The organism is Jilunia laotingensis, from assembly GCF_014385165.1.
Classification (GTDB): domain Bacteria; phylum Bacteroidota; class Bacteroidia; order Bacteroidales; family Bacteroidaceae; genus Bacteroides; species Bacteroides laotingensis.
The window spans coordinates 2,307,212-2,326,057 of the sequence record NZ_JACRTF010000001.1 but is presented as its reverse complement, the minus strand read 5'-3'; the positions used below and the strand labels follow the sequence as shown (position 1 = coordinate 2,326,057).

Annotated in this window: 18 protein-coding genes; 8 read left to right on the top strand and 10 right to left on the bottom strand. The window is 46.7% G+C overall.

The window, feature by feature from the left end:
* Positions 1-225 precede the first annotated feature (225 nt).
* The 3 genes from H8744_RS08825 (at position 226) to H8744_RS08815 (ending at position 1,602) form a co-directional block, all read left to right on the top strand.
* Positions 226-696 carry an HU family DNA-binding protein gene (locus H8744_RS08825; RefSeq protein ID WP_262434482.1) on the top strand — a complete coding sequence of 157 codons (471 nt, stop codon included), beginning with the start codon at positions 226-228 and terminating at the stop codon, positions 694-696.
* A 6-nt stretch (positions 697-702) separates the two neighbouring features.
* A complete protein-coding gene (locus tag H8744_RS08820) occupies positions 703-1,053 on the top strand; it encodes a hypothetical protein (RefSeq protein ID WP_262434481.1) in 351 nt (116 codons plus the stop codon).
* Between the two features lie 81 nt (positions 1,054-1,134).
* Positions 1,135-1,602 (top strand): N-acetylmuramoyl-L-alanine amidase, encoded by a 468-nt coding sequence (locus tag H8744_RS08815; protein ID WP_262434480.1) that lies wholly within the window; start codon positions 1,135-1,137, stop codon positions 1,600-1,602.
* Between the two features lie 429 nt (positions 1,603-2,031).
* Here the strand turns inward: H8744_RS08815 and glmM are convergent, their stop codons facing one another.
* From glmM to H8744_RS08765, 10 genes are all read right to left on the bottom strand, one after another.
* Entirely contained in the window at positions 2,032-3,423 is a 1,392-nt protein-coding gene (glmM, locus tag H8744_RS08810) for a phosphoglucosamine mutase (protein ID WP_262434479.1), read from the bottom strand.
* A 40-nt stretch (positions 3,424-3,463) separates the two neighbouring features.
* Complete coding sequence (gene bamK / locus H8744_RS08805) at positions 3,464-4,171, bottom strand: BamK family beta-barrel-assembly machinery protein (RefSeq protein WP_262434478.1); 708 nt, start codon at positions 4,169-4,171, stop codon at positions 3,464-3,466.
* Positions 4,172-4,288: 117 nt separating this feature from the next.
* Positions 4,289-5,341, bottom strand: coding sequence for a DHH family phosphoesterase (locus H8744_RS08800; RefSeq protein WP_262434477.1), 1,053 nt, complete (start codon positions 5,339-5,341; stop codon positions 4,289-4,291).
* Positions 5,342-5,393: 52 nt separating this feature from the next.
* On the bottom strand, positions 5,394-7,547 hold the full coding sequence (locus tag H8744_RS08795) for a ComEC/Rec2 family competence protein (protein WP_262434476.1): 2,154 nt from the start codon (positions 7,545-7,547) through the stop codon (positions 5,394-5,396).
* An 11-nt stretch (positions 7,548-7,558) separates the two neighbouring features.
* Positions 7,559-8,209, bottom strand: a complete 651-nt coding sequence (gene rpe / locus H8744_RS08790; protein ID WP_262434475.1) for a ribulose-phosphate 3-epimerase — start codon at positions 8,207-8,209, stop codon at positions 7,559-7,561.
* A gap of 72 nt (positions 8,210-8,281) precedes the next feature.
* Positions 8,282-8,455, bottom strand: coding sequence for a hypothetical protein (locus H8744_RS08785; RefSeq protein WP_262434474.1), 174 nt, complete (start codon positions 8,453-8,455; stop codon positions 8,282-8,284).
* A 78-nt stretch (positions 8,456-8,533) separates the two neighbouring features.
* Positions 8,534-9,127 carry an RNA polymerase sigma factor gene (locus tag H8744_RS08780; protein WP_262434473.1) on the bottom strand — a complete coding sequence of 198 codons (594 nt, stop codon included), beginning with the start codon at positions 9,125-9,127 and terminating at the stop codon, positions 8,534-8,536.
* Positions 9,128-9,259: 132 nt separating this feature from the next.
* Positions 9,260-10,237 (bottom strand): methionyl-tRNA formyltransferase, encoded by a 978-nt coding sequence (gene fmt / locus H8744_RS08775; RefSeq protein ID WP_305067468.1) that lies wholly within the window; start codon positions 10,235-10,237, stop codon positions 9,260-9,262.
* Between the two features lie 47 nt (positions 10,238-10,284).
* Entirely contained in the window at positions 10,285-12,075 is a 1,791-nt protein-coding gene (locus H8744_RS08770; RefSeq protein WP_262434471.1) for a chloride channel protein, read from the bottom strand.
* A gap of 8 nt (positions 12,076-12,083) precedes the next feature.
* Entirely contained in the window at positions 12,084-12,647 is a 564-nt protein-coding gene (locus H8744_RS08765) for an L-threonylcarbamoyladenylate synthase (RefSeq protein WP_262434470.1), read from the bottom strand.
* Positions 12,648-12,727: 80 nt separating this feature from the next.
* Between H8744_RS08765 and H8744_RS08760 the strand changes: the two genes are divergently transcribed.
* The 5 genes from H8744_RS08760 (at position 12,728) to H8744_RS08740 (ending at position 18,814) form a co-directional block, all read left to right on the top strand.
* Complete coding sequence (locus H8744_RS08760; RefSeq protein ID WP_262434469.1) at positions 12,728-13,162, top strand: acyl-CoA thioesterase; 435 nt, start codon at positions 12,728-12,730, stop codon at positions 13,160-13,162.
* A gap of 410 nt (positions 13,163-13,572) precedes the next feature.
* Positions 13,573-14,151, top strand: a complete 579-nt coding sequence (locus H8744_RS08755) for a Riean_0653 family protein (RefSeq protein WP_262434468.1) — start codon at positions 13,573-13,575, stop codon at positions 14,149-14,151.
* Between the two features lie 108 nt (positions 14,152-14,259).
* Positions 14,260-14,919 (top strand): hypothetical protein, encoded by a 660-nt coding sequence (locus H8744_RS08750; RefSeq protein WP_262434467.1) that lies wholly within the window; start codon positions 14,260-14,262, stop codon positions 14,917-14,919.
* Between the two features lie 180 nt (positions 14,920-15,099).
* Positions 15,100-16,824, top strand: coding sequence for a single-stranded-DNA-specific exonuclease RecJ (recJ, locus tag H8744_RS08745; RefSeq protein ID WP_262434466.1), 1,725 nt, complete (start codon positions 15,100-15,102; stop codon positions 16,822-16,824).
* Between the two features lie 91 nt (positions 16,825-16,915).
* Positions 16,916-18,814, top strand: a complete 1,899-nt coding sequence (locus tag H8744_RS08740) for a RecQ family ATP-dependent DNA helicase (protein WP_262434465.1) — start codon at positions 16,916-16,918, stop codon at positions 18,812-18,814.
* Positions 18,815-18,846: the final 32 nt, after the last annotated feature.

Here is an 18,846-nt window from a genome sequence, read left to right as displayed (position 1 = left end):
CCCCTCCCTCCGATCTGTCCCCTCCATTACCTCAGAAGGAAAAGAACGGAAGAGCGACAGGAGCCACCAGAATATAGCTTCCTGCAAATCAACTGATTGTCACACCTATCCCAACAGTTTTCCCAGTCCTTGCTTTCCCCTCTTCGTGCCGTTATCTTTGCAGTGTTATTAATAACAAAACACTAATAATCACGATTGTATCATTAAAAAAGAAAGGAGCTTATCATGGCTGTTTTATTCAAGAAAGTAACCCGGACCAGTGACCCCAGCGACAAAAATTCGCCTAAGAAAACGTATCCGCAAATCACTTATCAGTACAGCAATTCCGCCACACTGGACGAGATTGCCAAAGAAATCAGCGGTAATGCGGGTGTCAGCGAAGGTGAGACCATCAGCGTGCTGAAGGATTTCCGCACACAACTGAAAAAGCAATTGATTGCCGGACGCACGGTGAACATCGACGGGCTGGGCACTTTCTACCTGGCTGCACAAAGCAAGGGAACCGACCGTCCCGAAGATTTCTCGGCAACGGACATCACCGGACTGCGCATTTGCTTCCGAGCCAACAGCGAAATCCGACTGAGTACAAACATTTCGACGCGTACGGACGGATTGGTACTGAAAGATGTCGACCGCATCAACACCGACAGCAACGACCCGGACAGTGGCGACCACGGTGAAGACCCGACCGTCTAGCCACCTATGAGTAACCCTGACTTGCTTGCCTTCATCTCCGCCCTCGGTGGGATGGAGGCTGTCAAGTGGCTTCTCAACTGGCTGACACGACACAAAACGGAAGCACGCAAAGAGGAGGCAGCAGCCGACAGCCTGGAAAACGAAAACCAACGGAGACAGGTGGACTGGCTGGAAAAGAGGTTGGCAGAGCGAGACACACGTATTGACAACCTCTATGCCGAACTGCAACGCGAAAGAAACGATAAACAGGAATGGATAGACCGCTGCCATAAAGCGGAACTGGAATGCAAGGAACTGGAAGCGAAACGGTGCTTCATAAGAGGTTGCGAAAAGCGGAAACCGCCCTCGGAATATTGACACGAACACGAGGCATGTACCGGTTAAGCGAGATAGTCCGAACCACCGTCAATTAAAAACTTTAATCCATCAGAACACAAAATGAGAACCATCAACACTATTATCATCCACTGTTCCGCCACACGCCGCGGACTGGACTTCACCGCCAATGACATCGACCAATGGCATCGCCAACGGGGAATGGACGGGATAGGCTATCACTACGTCATCCGTATCGACGGAACCATCGAACGGGGACGCGATATCGAGAAAGTCGGTGCCCACTGCCGGGGACACAACCGTGAAAGTGTCAGTATATGCTATATAGGCGGACTGGACAGCTTGGGACGGCCAGCGGATACCCGGACAAGGGCACAACGCTATGCCATGCGTCGTCTGATAGAAATACTACAACGCCAATTCCCGGAAATTCGTCTGGTCATTGGACACCGTGATGTGTCGCCCGATCTGAACGGCAACGGACGACTGGAACCGTCGGAATGGATCAAGTCATGTCCCTGCTTCGATGTGGCACAATGGCTGTCGAAAACTTGTCATAATAACAACTAAAGGCAAATGATATGAACGAAAAAGTAATCGGGATCATCGTTCGGATATGCAAGATCATTATCCGGATATTCACAGGAAAGAAAAAGAAAAGTGCCTAACGGGGGAAATAGCAAGGGGGGATTCATCACAAATCCCCCCTTGCCTTTAAGTTTACTTTCTGTTATAAATTAAAAAATATACTAAGAACTTCCCTAAAGGAAAAATCTTCAGGGAAGTTCAATAGCCTCACGGCTAAACTTTAAAGACCTTATATAAATCAAAACAGTACAAAAGACGCTCATCAAGTCTCCCGACCTAAAACAGATCTTTTTCTCAATATATACAGAACGGGTTCTTCAACCCTTTATTATATAAATGAGCTTGAATATTTAATCGTCATCATATTTGCTGAAACCTTAACTGACAGCACGGCCAATTGAAGCAAGCAACTTATTTCTTAGCCAGTTCATTGATAACATCCATAATCTTCTGCCCGATCTCCTCGGCAGCCTCCATAGTGGCGGCTTCACTATACACACGGATGATCGGCTCCGTATTGCTCTTGCGTAAATGAACCCATTTGTCGGCAAAATCAATCTTCACACCATCGATATCGTTTATCTCTTCATCCTTGTAGATCTCCTTCACCTTGGCGAGAATGGCATCCACATCGATTTCCGGTGTAAGATCCACCCGGTTCTTGGCAATGAAATACGGAGGATAAGTGGCACGGAGTTCGCTCACTTTCTTTCCCTCATGAGCCAGATGACTCAAGAACAAGGCGATACCGATCAACGCATCACGTCCGTAATGACTGGCAGGATAGATCACTCCGCCATTTCCTTCACCGCCAATGACAGCATCGGTAGCTTTCATCTTCGTTACCACATTCACTTCGCCAACGGCAGCGGCATTGTACTCCATTCCGTATTTACGGGTCACGTCGCGCAAAGCGCGAGTCGAACTCAGGTTGGAAACGGTATTACCCGGAGTATGCTTCAATACGTAGTCGGCAACTGTAACCAACGTGTATTCCTCGCCATACATCACACCGTTCTCGCAAATCATGGCCAACCGGTCAACGTCCGGATCGACCACGAAAGCAACATCAGCTTTACCGCCTTTCATCAGTTCCATGATGTCACCCAGATTCTTCTCCAACGGTTCAGGGTTATGAGCAAAGTTCCCGGTCGGTTCGCAATAGAGTTTTTCCACGTGTTTCACTCCCAGGCGTTCGAGCAGTTCGGGCAGGATAATACCCCCTACGGAATTCACACAGTCGATGGCAACACGGAAATCAGCCTTTCGGATGGCTTCCACATCCACCAAATCGAGTGCCAGCACACTGTCGATATGTTTTTGATTATAAGTCAGATCTTTACGATAAGAGCCCAAATGGTCTACATCGGCATAGTCGAATGCTTCTGCCTCGGCAATACGAAGCACTTCGTTCCCTTCGGCAGCATTGAGGAATTCCCCATGCTCATTAAGAAGTTTCAAAGCATTCCACTGTTTGGGGTTGTGCGAAGCAGTGAGAATTATACCACCACAGGCACCTTCCATCGTGACAGCCAGTTCGGTAGTCGGTGTGGAAGCCAGATCGATATCCACGACATCCCATCCCATGCCCATCAGCGTACCTACCACTACGTTCTTCACCATTTCACCGGAGATGCGTGCATCGCGTCCCACGACAATCTTATTGCTATTCGACTTGCATGTCTTACGGATCAACGTGGCATAAGCCGAAGTAAATTTCACAATATCAAGCGGATTCAGACCGTCCCCTGCTCCTCCGCCGATTGTCCCGCGGATTCCAGAAATAGATTTGATTAGAGTCATACGAATAAATAAGTATTAAATATAGATTTTGTCAGTGAAACTAATAAATAGTAAAATTCCTTATATCATAGAAGTAAGGATATACATACTTTTGAGCCAAAGTATGCCCGCTCTTGGAAGGAACGATCAGGCGGACGTGCGCCCCGTCTTTCACATACTGCAAAGCCAAAAGCCATCCTTCGGGAACGGTCACATTGCCATACTCACCATACTGCGACATTCCGTATCCATAATACATAGCCAGCCCCGGCTCACTCACGAAAAGTCCGTAGCTTGACGAATTGCTGACCGTGTAACGGAAGCCTTCGGGATAGTCATTCAAATACTGGCGGTAAGGGTTATCTACATTCGTAGCAACGGCCGTATCACCTTGCATAATGTCGACTTCGACGTAACGGGTCAGGATCAAGTTATTGTTAGTAAAGGGAAGGGCGGCTTCCAGGCTCGGATAGGGAGTAGAACTGGCACGCGGATTACCGTAACGTTTCACAATCTGCATGTATACTCCGTTAGAGAAGCCGACATACTCATTCCGGTCGGTACCCTTTGTGTTTTCGGGGCAGATGGTGACAGTATCTTTTTCAAAGTCTTCTACCGTAATAACATCGATTCCATGCTCTTTGATAAATGCATTTACCGCGTTTTTCTCGTCCTCGAGTTGTTCTGCATAAGTTTTTGAATCATCGCATGCCTGGAACATGGCTCCAAGAGCCAACAGGGAAATAAATAATGATATAAGTTTCTTCATTCGTCTGTTTCTTAACTACATATTGTGTACAAATGTACCGTAAAATAGTTGAAAGTCGAAAGTGGGGAGTTGAAAGTTCAAGTCTTTTAACTTTTATCTCACAGATTTTACTACTAATCACTTACCCGATTTCGGACATTCACTACATAACAATGGCTTATACTTCTGCAACGCCTGTTCGAACACTTCTTTAGCCTCTTCTATCGTGCCGAAAAACTCCCCTCCCGAAGCATTGAGATGCCCTCCGCCATTGAAAAACTCGGCTGCTACCTTATTACAGGGGAAGGTACCGACAGAACGTAAAGAGATTTTAACCATCGGCTTCTCCGTATCTTCACGTAAGAAACAAGAGAAACAGACATTTTTTATAGAGAGAGGAATGTTGACAAACCCCTCGCTATCCCCTTTGAGATAATCGAACCGGCTTTGCTCTTCCTTTGTCAGAGAGATCAGTGCGGCATGGCAGTCGGGATATACCTTCATGTTGGACAAGACATATCCCATCAGCCTGAGCCGGCTCTCAGAATACGTATTGTACACCTTGCGGTAGATATCGTCTTTGTCAATCCCTTTCGACAAGAGTTCGCTGATGATGAAATAGATTTCACGGTTATTGGAGTTGTAAGTGAAACCACCGGTATCTGTCATCATACCGGTATAGATGCATTCCGCCCCTTCAAGGGAGATATCGCTGAAATACCCCATGCGGCAAATAAGACGGAAAACGAGTTCGGAAGTAGAGGATATCTCAGGATGGGAGATCGTGATCTTACAAAACTCCTCCGGGTGAAGATGGTGGTCGATCATGATCTTACGCGCGGGGGAAGCGGCAACCGCATCAGCCATATCGTCTATGCGCTTCAACGCGTTGAAGTCAAGGCAACAGATGATGTCTGCTTGGGCAATCAATTTGTCGGCAAAATCTTTGTAGCGGTCATAGAGCAAGATGTCCTTACTGCCGGGCATCCATTTCAGGAAATCAGGGAAAACATTGGGAACAATCACATTCACAGTCTTACCTTGTGAATCGAAAAAGTCGGCAAGCCCCAGGGAGGAGCCGACAGCATCACCGTCGGGCGACACATGAGATACGATTACTATTCTGTCAGCACGTTCAAACCATTTGGTAAAATGATCTATTTTAGATTGTTCAATAACTTTAGTCAGCATATTTATCTCTTGTATTTATTAGAGCCTGCAAAATTACGATAATTCTTTGTACTTAGAGCAAAAAGCAGACAGAACCTTTTTCGGAAAGTGATATATAACGAATCCCCAATTGTCTGCACTCCTCTTCATACGCCTGTTTCTTATACTCGGGAAGGGAAGAGTCAAGAATCACACTCCGCGCTGCAAACAAATTGACCAATCCTCGCAGATCTCCCGCATGCCCTTCGCATAAGTAAAGATAATCGATTAATAACGGTTGGGAAACCTTTTTGTTCCGCCAACGGTCATCATTCACTATACAAATCCGGCAACCGGAGAATGCAACAATATGGTTATCACAAGCAAGACAGCCGTCTTTGAAGTCGGAGAAAACCGGCTGCGGAGCTTTCAGACGTGCATGCAACCAATATCCGGAAACCGCTTTGCATAAGCCTTTCTGATCTGGCAGACTGTCGGCATAGGCCAGCCATGAACGACCGTCAGAAGCAATGCAATGCACAACAGGAGAATCATGCACATTGTAGAACCTTACACCCTGCCGGGGACGATCGTAAAACCGCATCGCTACATGCCATGCGGAAATGAAAAACAGACAGGACAAGCACATCATTGCAGTCTTCCCTTTATGCACAAAAAGATATCTCAATGATAAAAGTAGAAAGAGATAGATTCCTACAACTTCTACCCTATCCACCCAAACTCCGTCAACAGACGACAAGGGAAGCCGCTCCACCCATCGGACACCACCGTTTAAAAGGTCTATCACCACTCGTAGCACTAATGCCACCCAGGATTGCATCATCGGGAATGGCATAAAAAGCAATAGAAGAACGGCCAAATACATGATGATCGAGACCAAGGGAACTACAAACAGATTGGTCAGCAAGAAATGAGTCGAAAAACGGGAAAAATAAAGAAGTACCAACGGAGAAGTACCTATTTGCGCTGCAATAGAGACGCTCATCACTCCCCAAACATACTTCCATCCCCGGCTTGAAAAAGGAATCAAACGAAACAAGCGGGGTTGCAACAACAGGATGACAGCTACCGCACAAAAAGAGAGCTGAAAACCGACATCGAACAACCAGCACGGATAAAATAACAGCATAAAGAATCCTGCCGCCAATAAGGTATTGAGTGAAAAAGGCTTCCTGCCAAACAAGCCGGCAATGGCAAACAAAGAAAACATAGTTACCGACCGTACAACAGACGCAGAGAATCCGGTGAAAACAGCAAAGCCCCAAAGTAGAAGGACAAGCAAAAACACCCGCAATAATGCAATGCCTTTATAACGCCCCGGCAACCGACGCAAGAAGAACCAGAACAAGGCATACAACAATCCGATATGAAGTCCGGATAAAGCCAGCACATGGCTGGCTCCCGATATGGAATAAGTCTCACGGATGTCCTCGCTCAGTTCCTCTTTATATCCTACTGTCAAGGCGGATAATACCGCAAGATCATCGCCAGTGAAACCTAATCTTCGATAAGCTTCCAAAACCGTCTCCCGACAACCGAGTACGTGTTCTTTGAAGGTATGCGTTCTGCTTTGTGCAAGGAGTTTCCAATCATGGTTGTATGCAAATCCAATTACACTCACTTGCTTCCGGGCGAGGAACCGGGCATAATCAAATTCATCTGGATTACCATTGTTTGTTGGCGGAGAAAGGGAGGCATACACCAATAGTTCATCCCCTGTAGTCAGCCGCTCACTCAGAGAATCCTTACCGATATGGAGCAATGCCTTCAAAGGCCGAAAGGATTGGCGGGTGACAGGGGCGGTTTGTCCTGTACTAAAAGCATCACCATTCGGCCCGCGAGAGGATGGACAAGAAGGAGGACGGATTGGCTCTATCCGTGCCTGACAAACAACGACTCGTTCTTTCTTCTTCGGCTTTTCCGTAATTACGGCCCGATAAGCGGCCTTTTCATTGGGCAAGCCGAATTCCGACTGCCGTAGCACTCCGTTCATCCTTACAACCCCTAACATGAAAAAGAAGGACATCAGGAACGCACCAAAAAGCCACCGGTAAGAGTACCGTTTCAAGAAATAGAGGACAATCAATAAGGCAAACAAAAAGAGAAGTAAACCGTAAAAAGAAAAGGCAGTCCACCCCGACTGCCCTTGATAAAAAGTTACATCTCCACAATAGACACCCAACGCCAACGGAAAGAAAAGGCGAAGAAAAGGGTATCGATGAAGCATTAAAGTAGTAATTAACGGCCTTTCAACCGACGGATCATCGCCTCGGGATCTTCAGCGGCAAAGATGGCATTTCCGGCCACCAATACATCCGCTCCGGCTGCTACCAACCGGGCACCTGTATCCGCATTTACCCCACCGTCTACCTCGATCAACGCTTTCGATCCGGTACGGTCGATCAATGCACGCAATTCGCGGACTTTCTCTACTGAATGTTCTATAAACTTCTGACCTCCAAAGCCCGGATTGACACTCATGATGAGTACCATATATACATCATTGATAATGTCCTGGAGTAGAGCCACCGGTGTGGCCGGATTGATCGTCACGGCAGGCTGCATACCCGCTTCCCGGATTTGCTGGATCACACGGTGCAGATGTGGGCATGCTTCATAATGCACATTCATCACATGTGCGCCCAGCGCTTTCACTTCAGGGATGAACTTCTCAGGTTGTACGATCATCAGATGTACATCTAACGGCTTTTTACTCAGCCGGGCGACATATTTCAGTACCGGAAATCCGAAAGAGATATTAGGCACAAACACCCCGTCCATTATGTCTATATGCACCCAATCGGCTTCACTACGGTTGATCATTTCGATGTCTTTGGCCAGATAAGCAAAGTCGGCTGAGAGGATAGATGGTGATATCATTGGTTTCATGAGCTTGACTGTTTTTTTAATTGGGATTATACAATGATACAAATGTAGGGGGAATAAACGGAAGTAGCAAATTTATCCAAGCATAATCCCCTGTAACCCTTGGGGTAGCTGCTGCTCTACATAGTAGCTACCGGCAAAGGAACGTAGGAAAGCTAAAGTCTGTTCGCTTACCCGAGGTATCTTACTCACCGGGGATTGCCTTTCTTTGGAACTTTGCTGATGAGAGGGAGTAGTCTTTTTCTTCATAGGCATATACACTAAAAAGTTTGTTTTCTTCTAAAACGAAGAAAGCAAACTTTTTAGTATATAGCAACTTAGTTAAATTTAATCAACGGTCAGTACGATACCATTCTTTTCGGCCATACGGCGGAGGTTGAGGATGGCATAGCGCATACGTCCCAAAGAGGTATTGATGCTTACACCGGTCTGTTCGGCTATCTCCTTGAAGCTCAAGTCCTGATAGAACCGCATATAAACAACTTCACGCTGTTCGTCGGGAAGGAAATCCATCAGACGGCGAACATCATCGAGTATCTGACGGTTCACGATCGCAGTTTCTATCGTGCCTTCCGCCAAACCGATATTATTAAGAATATTCACTTCCGTCTCGTCACAAGAAACCAGATTCTCCGATTTCTCCTGGCGGAAAGAGTCAATAATCAGATTGTGCGCAATACGCCTCAGCCATGCAGAAAATTTGCCATTCTCATTATACCGGCCCTGACGAATCGTAACAATTGCCTTCATAAAAGTCTCCTGAAAGATGTCTTCCGTCATCTCAGAATTGCGTACTATGAAATAGATATAGCTATATAGCTTATCTTTATACCGATTCAAAAGTACATTAAATGCCTGGTTCTCTCCCTGTGCGTAGAGAGAGACTAACGCTTCGTCAGCCTTATTATTCCATGTTTCCATTACGTGTGCGATTAGATATAAATTTGCGTAATGTGTTCTATAGGCACATAGGTTTAAGTTGTTTATACTGCCACAAAGAAAAGCAATCCCGGTGAAAAGTCCAAAAGAAATGAGAAATATTTCTAATGAAGATCACAAATTGTTTATAAACACCGTTCCCTCCGCCAAATGGTAGCCTCGCAAAAGTTCTTTCGTCATGAGCCTCTTCTTGCCCGGAAGCTGGAGAGAGAGAATATTCACGAATCCATCGGCAGCAGCCACTTTCAGATAGTTCTTACCATCGGTAAGGATGGTTCCGGGAGCAAGACGATGGGCTTCCATGACCTTTTCACTCTCAAATATTTTCACTGCAACGGTTTCACCTGCCGGATTCGTCCATTCGCTCCAGGCAGCAGGATAGGGTGAAAGTCCGCGTATAAAATCATAGATACGCTTTACCGGCTGGTCCCAGTTGACACGGCAGGTATCTTTAAATATCTTTGGTGCCGGACGGAGTTCACCGACCACTGCCATTTCATCCTGAGAGATCGGTTTGACGGAGCCGTCCAGAATGGCATCCACCGTTTCGACGACCAGGCGGCCTCCCAAGGTCATCAGCTTGTCATGCACGATTTCCACATTGTCGGTATCGGCTATCGGAACACGCACCTGCTGAATCACTTCACCGGTATCGATCTCATGCTTGAGGAAGAAAGTCGTAATGCCAGTCTCCGTATCACCGTTAATCACAGCCCAATTGATGGGAGCCGCCCCGCGATACTGGGGAAGCAGAGATGCATGCAGGTTAAACGTTCCCAACCGGGGCATATTCCAAACCACTTCCGGCAACATACGGAATGCCACTACTATCTGAAGGTCGGCTTTCCAGGCACGCAAAGCCTGCACGAAAGCCTCATCTTTCAGCTTTTCCGGTTGGAGCAAAGGGAGGTTCTGCTCCAGTGCATACTGCTTGACAGGAGAGAACTGTATCTTATGCCCTCGTCCCGCCGGCTTATCGGGCATGGTAATGACCCCGACTACATTATAACCGCCTTCTACCAGACAGCGCAAAGACTCCACTGCAAAATCCGGAGTCCCCATATAAACGATTCTTAAATCTTCCTTCTTCATCATCTCTTCTCCGTTTTTCATTATTAATTATCAATTTTTCATTTCCATCAGTCTTCCGAGAAATGTACCAGCACCTGCCTGTACGAATTGAATATCTTCGATTTTGAAACGAACCCGAGGTATTTGCCCTCTTCGTTCACTACCGGCAGATTCCAGGCTTTCGTGTCATCGAACGTCTGCATCACCTGCTCCATGCCGTCCGTATCGAAGAGTTTGGCAGGAGCGGAAGTCATCAGTTTGCTGACCGTAAAACGATGGTAAAGTTCTTGGCGGAACATGATATTACGAATATCATCCAGAGATACAATGCCCAACAAAACGCCCTCCTTGTCGGTCACGGGAAATATGTTCCGGTGCGAGGAAGCGATGGCCTTTACCAATTCCCCAAGATCCATTTCGGGATGGACGGTCACAAAATTATTCTCAACGACATTCTCCATCTTCATCAGTGTCAGCACGGCACGGTCTTTATGATGGGTCAGCAATTGTCCTTTCTTCGCCAGACGCATGGAGTAGATACTGTGCGGCTCGAAAACGATAATTGTCAGATAGGAACTGACCGAGACGATCATCAACGGCAAAAAGAGGTCGTATCCGCCCGTCAGTTCGGCAATCAGGAACACGCCTGTCAAAGGAGCATGCATCACACCGCTCATCACACCGGCCATACCCATCAGTGCGAAATTCTTTTCCGGCAGATAGGCCGTATACTGCAAATCATTGCTGAAATGAGAGAAAATAAATCCCGCGATACATCCCAAATAGAGAGAAGGGGCGAATATACCACCGCATCCTCCGCCACCGTTGGTGGCACTCGAAGCAAAAACTTTCAACAGGACAATCAGAAGCAGGTAAACCAGCAGCAAATTGCCGTAACCGTAGAACAAGGAATTGTTCATCACCGTGTCCCAATCCGCATTGCTCGTGCCATTCAGCAAAAGTTCTATCGTCTTATAGCCTTCACCATAAAGAGGTGGAAAAAGGAAAATAAGCACACTTAGCATCACGCCGCCGAGGGCGAGCTTCTTGTAAGGATTCTTAAGTTTGCCGAACACACCCTCCACCGAGTACATGGCGCGGGTGAAATAGAGTGAAACCAGCCCGCAGAATATCCCCAAAAGGATGACGTAGGGGATACGCTCCAGCTCGAATGCCTGGTCGAGATGGAACTTGAACATGGCTTCCGTACCGGTAGTGATGTAAGACACCGTGGCCGCTGTCACAGCGGAAATAAGCAACGGCAAAAGTGAAGTCATGGTCAGGTCGATCATCAAAACCTCCAGGGTGAATACCAGTCCGGCAATCGGAGCTTTGAAGATGCCACCGATTGCACCGGCAGCGCCACAACCGACCAAGAGCATCAGCGTGCGGTGTTCCATTTTGAACACGCTTCCGAGATTGGAGCCGATGGCAGAACCCGTCAGCACGATAGGCGCCTCCGCCCCGACCGACCCACCGAAACCGATGGTAATGCCGCTGGCGATAATCGACGACCAGATGTTATGCCGCTTAATGCGCCCCTGACGACGGGAGATGGCATAAAGGATTTTCGTAACCCCGTGTCCGATATCGTCTTTCACTATGTTGCGGACAAACCATCCCGACAGGAAAATACCGATCACCGGATAGACCAGATAAAGGTAGTTGGCTTCCGTCGTGTCGAAGTTGTCGGTCAGGAAATCTTGTATCCAGTGGATAAAGTTCTTCAGTATCAATGCCGCTATGGCGGTGAAGATGCCCGCGAGAAAGCTCAATATCAGGATGAACTGCTTTTCCTTGATATGATCCTCACGCCAATGAATAAAGTGCTGTATAAGACTAATTTTTTCTTTCTCCATGCCCTGATTTACTCACGGATAATTTTAATGACTCCGCCCTTTTCTAATTTAATTATACTCGATGGTTTCGGACGGTTCCTGTCGTCCTGACGGTAGCCGACGATATAATCGACCTGCGATTTTACTTCCTCGCTGATCTCGTTGAAATTGGCAGCTCCGGGCTGTCCGCTGATATTGGCGGACGTGGAGACGATGGCTTTACGGAACTGCTGGCAGAGGCGGCGGGAGAACTCTTCGTTCGTCACACGGATACCCACGCTGCCGTCCTCGGCAAGGAGATTCTCGGCAAGGTTACGCGCACCGCCATAAATAATGGTGAGCGGCTTATCGGCCAATTCGATGAGGTCCCACGCCACATCGGGTACATCAGCGACGTAAAAGTCCACTTTCACGGGCGAGTCCACCAGTACGAGCATGGCCTTGCTGTCGGCACGTTTCTTGATCTCGTACACGCGGCGTACTGCATCCGGGTTCGTGGCATCGCACCCGATTCCCCATACGGTGTCGGTAGGATAAAGAATGACTCCTCCCTCCCGCATCACCTGACAAGCTTTTTTAATATCTTCTATCATTTCTTGATTTTATATCTGGTGAGTTTAACGCGCAAAAGTACTACTTTTGTACCGTAATAACAAAGTTTAAGAGAAAACAAATGGAAGAAATTCAGTTTAACCATACCCTGCCTATACAACTACGCTTCAATGATGTAGACAAATTCGGTCACGTCAACAATACCGTTTACTTCTCTTTTTATGACTTAGGCAAAACGGAATATTTCGCTTCCGTCTGCCCGCACGTTGACTGGGAAAAAGACGGCATCGTCGTTGTCCATATAGAAGCCGATTTTCTGGCACAAATCTTTGCCACCGACCATATCGCCGTACAGACGGCAGTTTCCGAAATAGGAACGAAAAGTTTCCACCTGACACAACGGGTCATCGATTTAGAGACCAACGAGGTGAAATGCATCTGCAACTCCGTAATGGTAACCTTCGATCTGGAAAATCATGTATCAAAGCCTCTTACCGAAGAGTGGATCAACGCCATTTGCAAATATGAAGGAAGGGATTTGAGAAGAAAGGGTTGAGAAGGGAAGGGTTGAGAAGGGTTTAAAAGTTCCGGAAGAGGTTTTTCAGATAGGTAAAAGGAAAAATATCCTGATGATTTTATAAGGTTTGATCATCTGTATTTTAACAGGTTGTTCATCGGTGAGGAGGAGGCTATTCATCGGTGAGGAACCGCGTGTTCATCGGTGAGGAACTGGACGTTCATCGGTGAGGAAGAGATCAAATTTTGTAAAATTGGGTAAAGTAAGGTGATGTTCATATATCTACATGACATTTTCCATTATATTTATAAATATTTTACAAAGTAATAAATCTCAGCAGATTTCTATAACAATTCTTGATTTCTCTAAATATATTTTTTATCTTTGACGCATTGCATTAGTGCAAGTGACTCTATGGAACTATGTATAACTTTTAATAACTACTGCTCATGAAAAAACTTATCTATTTATTCTCGATGTTATTACTTTTCTCTAGTTGCACAAGTATGATAGAAAGATGGCTTGGAGGGGATGATTACGAGGAAGAATCTCCTTATCTCAAACACATGCCCGAAAAGACTATGGAAGGCAATAATACCTTTGGTTGCTATATAAATGGCAAGTTGCTGGCAGTGCAGGGCACCAAGGGAAAAGAAGGCTCAGACTTTGTTACCGCCAAACGAATCGAATCTGATAACAATTTTGCTATCGGGTGGTTGCCTGCTTATTATTTAGATATCTCTATAGAATTTGAAGATAAGGATATGGGACATCTATGTGTTAGATTCGACACAACTAATTTGAAAGAGGGTATTAATCATTGCGATATGTTTTGTAACAAATACGCAGTCAATGATTCTGTAGATGTAAATGTAACATTCTTAAATGAGGAAAAGCACATCATTTGCGGTGAATTTGATAAAGCCATTTTGTATGATTCCGACAATATTAAAGACTTTATCACCCTCACAAAGGGACAATTCGATGTGAAATATGAACTTCGTGAATATAACTCTGAAAATCGCTAGATTATGAAAACACAAGTAAGAATTAGTATGCTTGGACTATTTTTATTGATAGCCAATACCACATTAACATAAGACGATAGCTAAAACCAATTACAAAAACATACGAGCATGAAAAAGATCATATTTTCCCTTATCGCACTGTTTAGCTTCAGCCTAAGCTGTCACCCACAATCCTATACTGAAATCAAGAAAACGAAAAAAGCAAAAACGACATCCATTTCTTTAGATCCTCACTTGCAATCACGAAGAACCTTAAGGGGGTACAGAGGATTTATTGACGCAGGTTATGCTTTCGACATATCCGGTCACAAATATAGCAAAAGCACTATTATCAGGGATGAAGCGTCCGACCTGCCCGACTCCGAATACGTGAATTCCAATTATTTTGAGATATCCACCTCCCACGGCTTCCAGTTCAACAACTTTTTCTTTCTGGGCGGTGGTGTAGGTTTGGACTACTATACAGGCAGAGAAGCTTTTTGTGTACCTATTTTTGTGAACTTCAGAGCCAACTTCATGAATAAAAAAGTAACTCCATTCGTAGATGTGAAACTAGGATGTGCCGTAGGCGACTTGATAGGAGTCCATTACTCATTAGCTTTAGGCGCACGCATTGCAACTTCCAAAAAGACGGCAGTCCATCTATCTTTGGAACTCGCTGTTCAAGACAGCGACGAACTCCTGCTGGAAGATGATGATGATTGGCTCTTCGATGCCAAGCCTTACCTATTCACGACATTAGGTTTGAAAGTAGGTTTCGAGTTCTAAACAATTCCAGATACATTTCGAGCCGCCAGCCGGCTCAGGGGGAGTGAAAACTCCCCTCCCTGAAATATTTTCGTCACATTCCACCTGTGCTTACTGTTTTTTTTCGTACTTTTACAGCTTGTTGGGAAGCAACGGCTTTCCAGCACCCTGAGAAAAGAAAAAGAAAAAACAATATATAAAATGAATCACAAATGGAATTATCAACCCATCACATCAGAACAGGCAGAGACAAGCCAGATATTGGCTCAGGAATTAGGCATTAGCCCGATTCTCGGACAACTCCTGGTGCAACGGGGAATCACACGGGCGCATGACGCCCGCAAATTCTTCCGGCCGCAACTGCCCGACCTACACGATCCATTCCTGATGGAGGACATGGACGTGGCAGTGGAACGTCTGAACAAGGCAATGGGAAAGAAAGAACGTATTCTTATTTATGGAGATTATGACGTAGACGGCACAACGGCTGTGGCGTTGGTCTACAAGTTCATCCAACAGTTTTATTCAAACCTGGACTATTACATCCCCGACCGCTATAACGAAGGCTACGGCGTGTCCCACAAAGGAATAGACTATGCTGTTGAAACAGGTGTCAGCCTGATCATCGTACTCGACTGCGGCATCAAGGCTGTGGACGAAATCACGTACGCTAAAGAAAAAGGAATCGATTTCATCATCTGCGACCACCATGTGCCGGATGATGTGTTGCCGCCCGCAGTAGCCATTCTCAACGCCAAGCGACTCGATAACACATACCCCTACGAACACCTCTCGGGTTGCGGGGTAGGCTTCAAGTTCATGCAGGCGTTTGCCATCAGCAATGGCATCGAGTTCCACCATCTCATACCGCTGCTCGACCTGGTGGCAGTCAGCATCGCATCGGACATAGTACCCATCATGGGTGAAAACCGCATCTTGGCACACCACGGGCTGAAACAGTTGAACAGCAACCCGAGTGTGGGCATGAAAGCCATCATCGATGTGTGCGGACTGGCGGACAAAGAGATTACCGTGAGCGACATCGTATTCAAAATCGGGCCTCGCATCAACGCTTCCGGGCGCATCCAAAACGGTAAAGAGGCGGTGGACTTGCTGACAGAAAAGGATTTCTCTGTGGCTCTCGAAAAAGCGAATCAGATCAACCAGTACAATGAGACGCGGAAAGACTTGGACAAGAGCATGACCGAGGAAGCGAACCAAATCGTAGCGCACCTTGACGGATTGGCCGACCGACGTTCCATCGTGATCTACAACGAAGAATGGCACAAAGGCGTCATCGGCATCGTGGCTTCACGATTGACGGAGATCTATTACCGTCCCGCGGTTGTACTGACGCGCACGGACGACATGGCAACCGGATCGGCACGTTCCGTTTCAGGTTTCGATGTATACAAGGCAATAGAACATTGCCGGGATTTGCTTGAAAACTTCGGGGGGCATACTTATGCCGCAGGACTCTCGATGAAAGTAGAGAATGTGGCTGCATTTACGGAACGCTTCGAAAGCTACGTTTCAGAACATATCCTCCCCGAACAGACCAGTGCCGTAATAGAGATCGATGCGGAGATCGACTTCCGGGACATCACTCCGAAGTTCTACAACGATTTGAAGAAGTTCAACCCCTTCGGCCCTGACAACCAGAAACCCGTATTCTGCACCCATCATGTATACGACTACGGAACAAGCAAAGTGGTGGGCCGTGACCAGGAACATATCAAACTGGAACTGGTTGACAACAAGTCCAACAATGTAATGAACGGCATCGCCTTCGGACAGAGTTCGCATGTACGCTACATCAAGACCAAACGTTCCTTCGACATCTGCTACACCATCGAAGAGAATACGCACAAGCGAGGAGAAGTGCAGCTGCTGATAGAGGACATCATGCCGATTGAAGAAAACTGATTAATTAATAATTAAAAATGAATAATGAATAACGAAGAAAGAAGGAGTTGTTCATTATTCATTTTTAATTATTAATTATTAATTGAATACCATGTCTTATCAGGAAATACTCAAACAATACTGGGGATATGACACCTTCCGGGGAATCCAGGAAAAGATCATCAACAGCATTGGAGAAGGACGGGACACGCTGGGACTGATGCCGACAGGAGGTGGTAAATCAATCACCTTCCAAGTTCCGGCTCTCGCCAAAGAAGGCTTGTGCATCGTGATCACCCCACTCATCGCTTTGATGAAAGACCAGGTACAAAATCTTCGTCAACGGGGCATAAAAGCCGTAGCCATCTATTCCGGCATGACCCGGCAGGAAATACTGGTCGCACTGGAAAACTGCATCTTCGGTGACTACAAATTCCTCTATATCTCCCCCGAACGACTGGATACAGAGATATTTAAAATCAAACTTCGTTCCATGAAGGTGAGCATGATCACCGTGGACGAGAGCCATTGCATCTCCCAATGGGGTTACGATTTCCGACCGGCTTACTTAAAGATAGCCGATATCCGCGACCTACTCCCCGGGATTCCTGTACTTGCCTTGACAGCCACAGCCACTCCCGAAGTGGTAAAAGACATCCAAACGCGGTTGAAGTTCAAGCAGGAAAACGTGTTCCGCATGAGCTTTGAACGGAAAAACCTAGCCTACATCGTCCGCCCGACAGAAAACAAAACAGCCGAGCTTCTCCACATCCTCCGCCGGATGACGGGAAGCGCCATCGTCTACGTCCGTAGCCGACGACGTACCAAGGAAATTTCCGAACTGCTGGTCAACGAAGGCATCACAGCCGAGTTTTACCATGCCGGGCTGGACAATGCCGTCAAAGACCTCCGCCAGAGGCGATGGCAATCCGGAGAATCGCGTGTCATGGTGGCAACCAACGCTTTCGGAATGGGAATAGACAAACCGGATGTCCGCATCGTTATCCATTTAGACCTGCCGGACTCTCCCGAAGCCTACTTCCAGGAAGCGGGACGTGCCGGACGTGACGGAGAAAAGGCATATGCCGTCATTCTCCATTCCAAATCGGATAAAGCCACGCTACACAGACGTATTCCCGATACCTTCCCCGACAAAGGCTACATCAAGGACGTCTACGAGCATCTGCAATATTATTACCAGATGGCGATGGGCGATGGACTGGGATGCACCAAGGAATTCAATCTTGAAGAGTTTTGCCGGAAGTTCAAGCACTTTCCCGTTCCGGTAGACAGTGCCCTCAAGATACTTACCCAAGCCGGATACCTGGAATATACCGATGAACAGGACAACGCTTCACGTATCTTGTTCACCCTGCGACGTGAAGAACTTTACAAACTCCGTGAGATGGGAAAAGAAGCGGAAGCCTTGATACAAGTCATCCTCCGTTCTTACACCGGTTTATTCACTGATTACGCTTATATCAGCGAAGATACCCTTTCCGTCCGGACAGGATTGACACGCCAACAAGTCTACAACATTCTCGTAATGATCTCCAAACGCCGGATCATCGACTACATCCCACACAAAAAGACACCTTATATAATATATACGCGCGAGCGCGTGGAATTGAACCGACTGCACATACCACCCTCCGTCTACGAGGAACGCAGGAAACGCTATGAAGCCCGCATACAGGCCATGGTGGAATATGTCACTTCGAAAACAGCTTGCCGAAGCCGGATGCTCCTCCGATACTTCGGTGAAAAGAATCTGCATAACTGCGGCCAATGCGATGTATGCATCAGCCACCGGACCAGCGATGAGGTCTCTACCGTGACTTTCGAAGCATTGAAAGAAAAGTTGCTCCATTTGCTGAAAGCCACCCCCCTCACCCCTGCCAAAGTGGAAGAACTAATAGAAACAGACAAAGAAGTGCTGACACAAGTCATCCAATATCTGTTGGAAGAAGGAGAGATTGAAATGAGGGACGGGATGCTATGGGATAAATAGGCTTGCACCCTCTCACCACATCTAAGATTTAT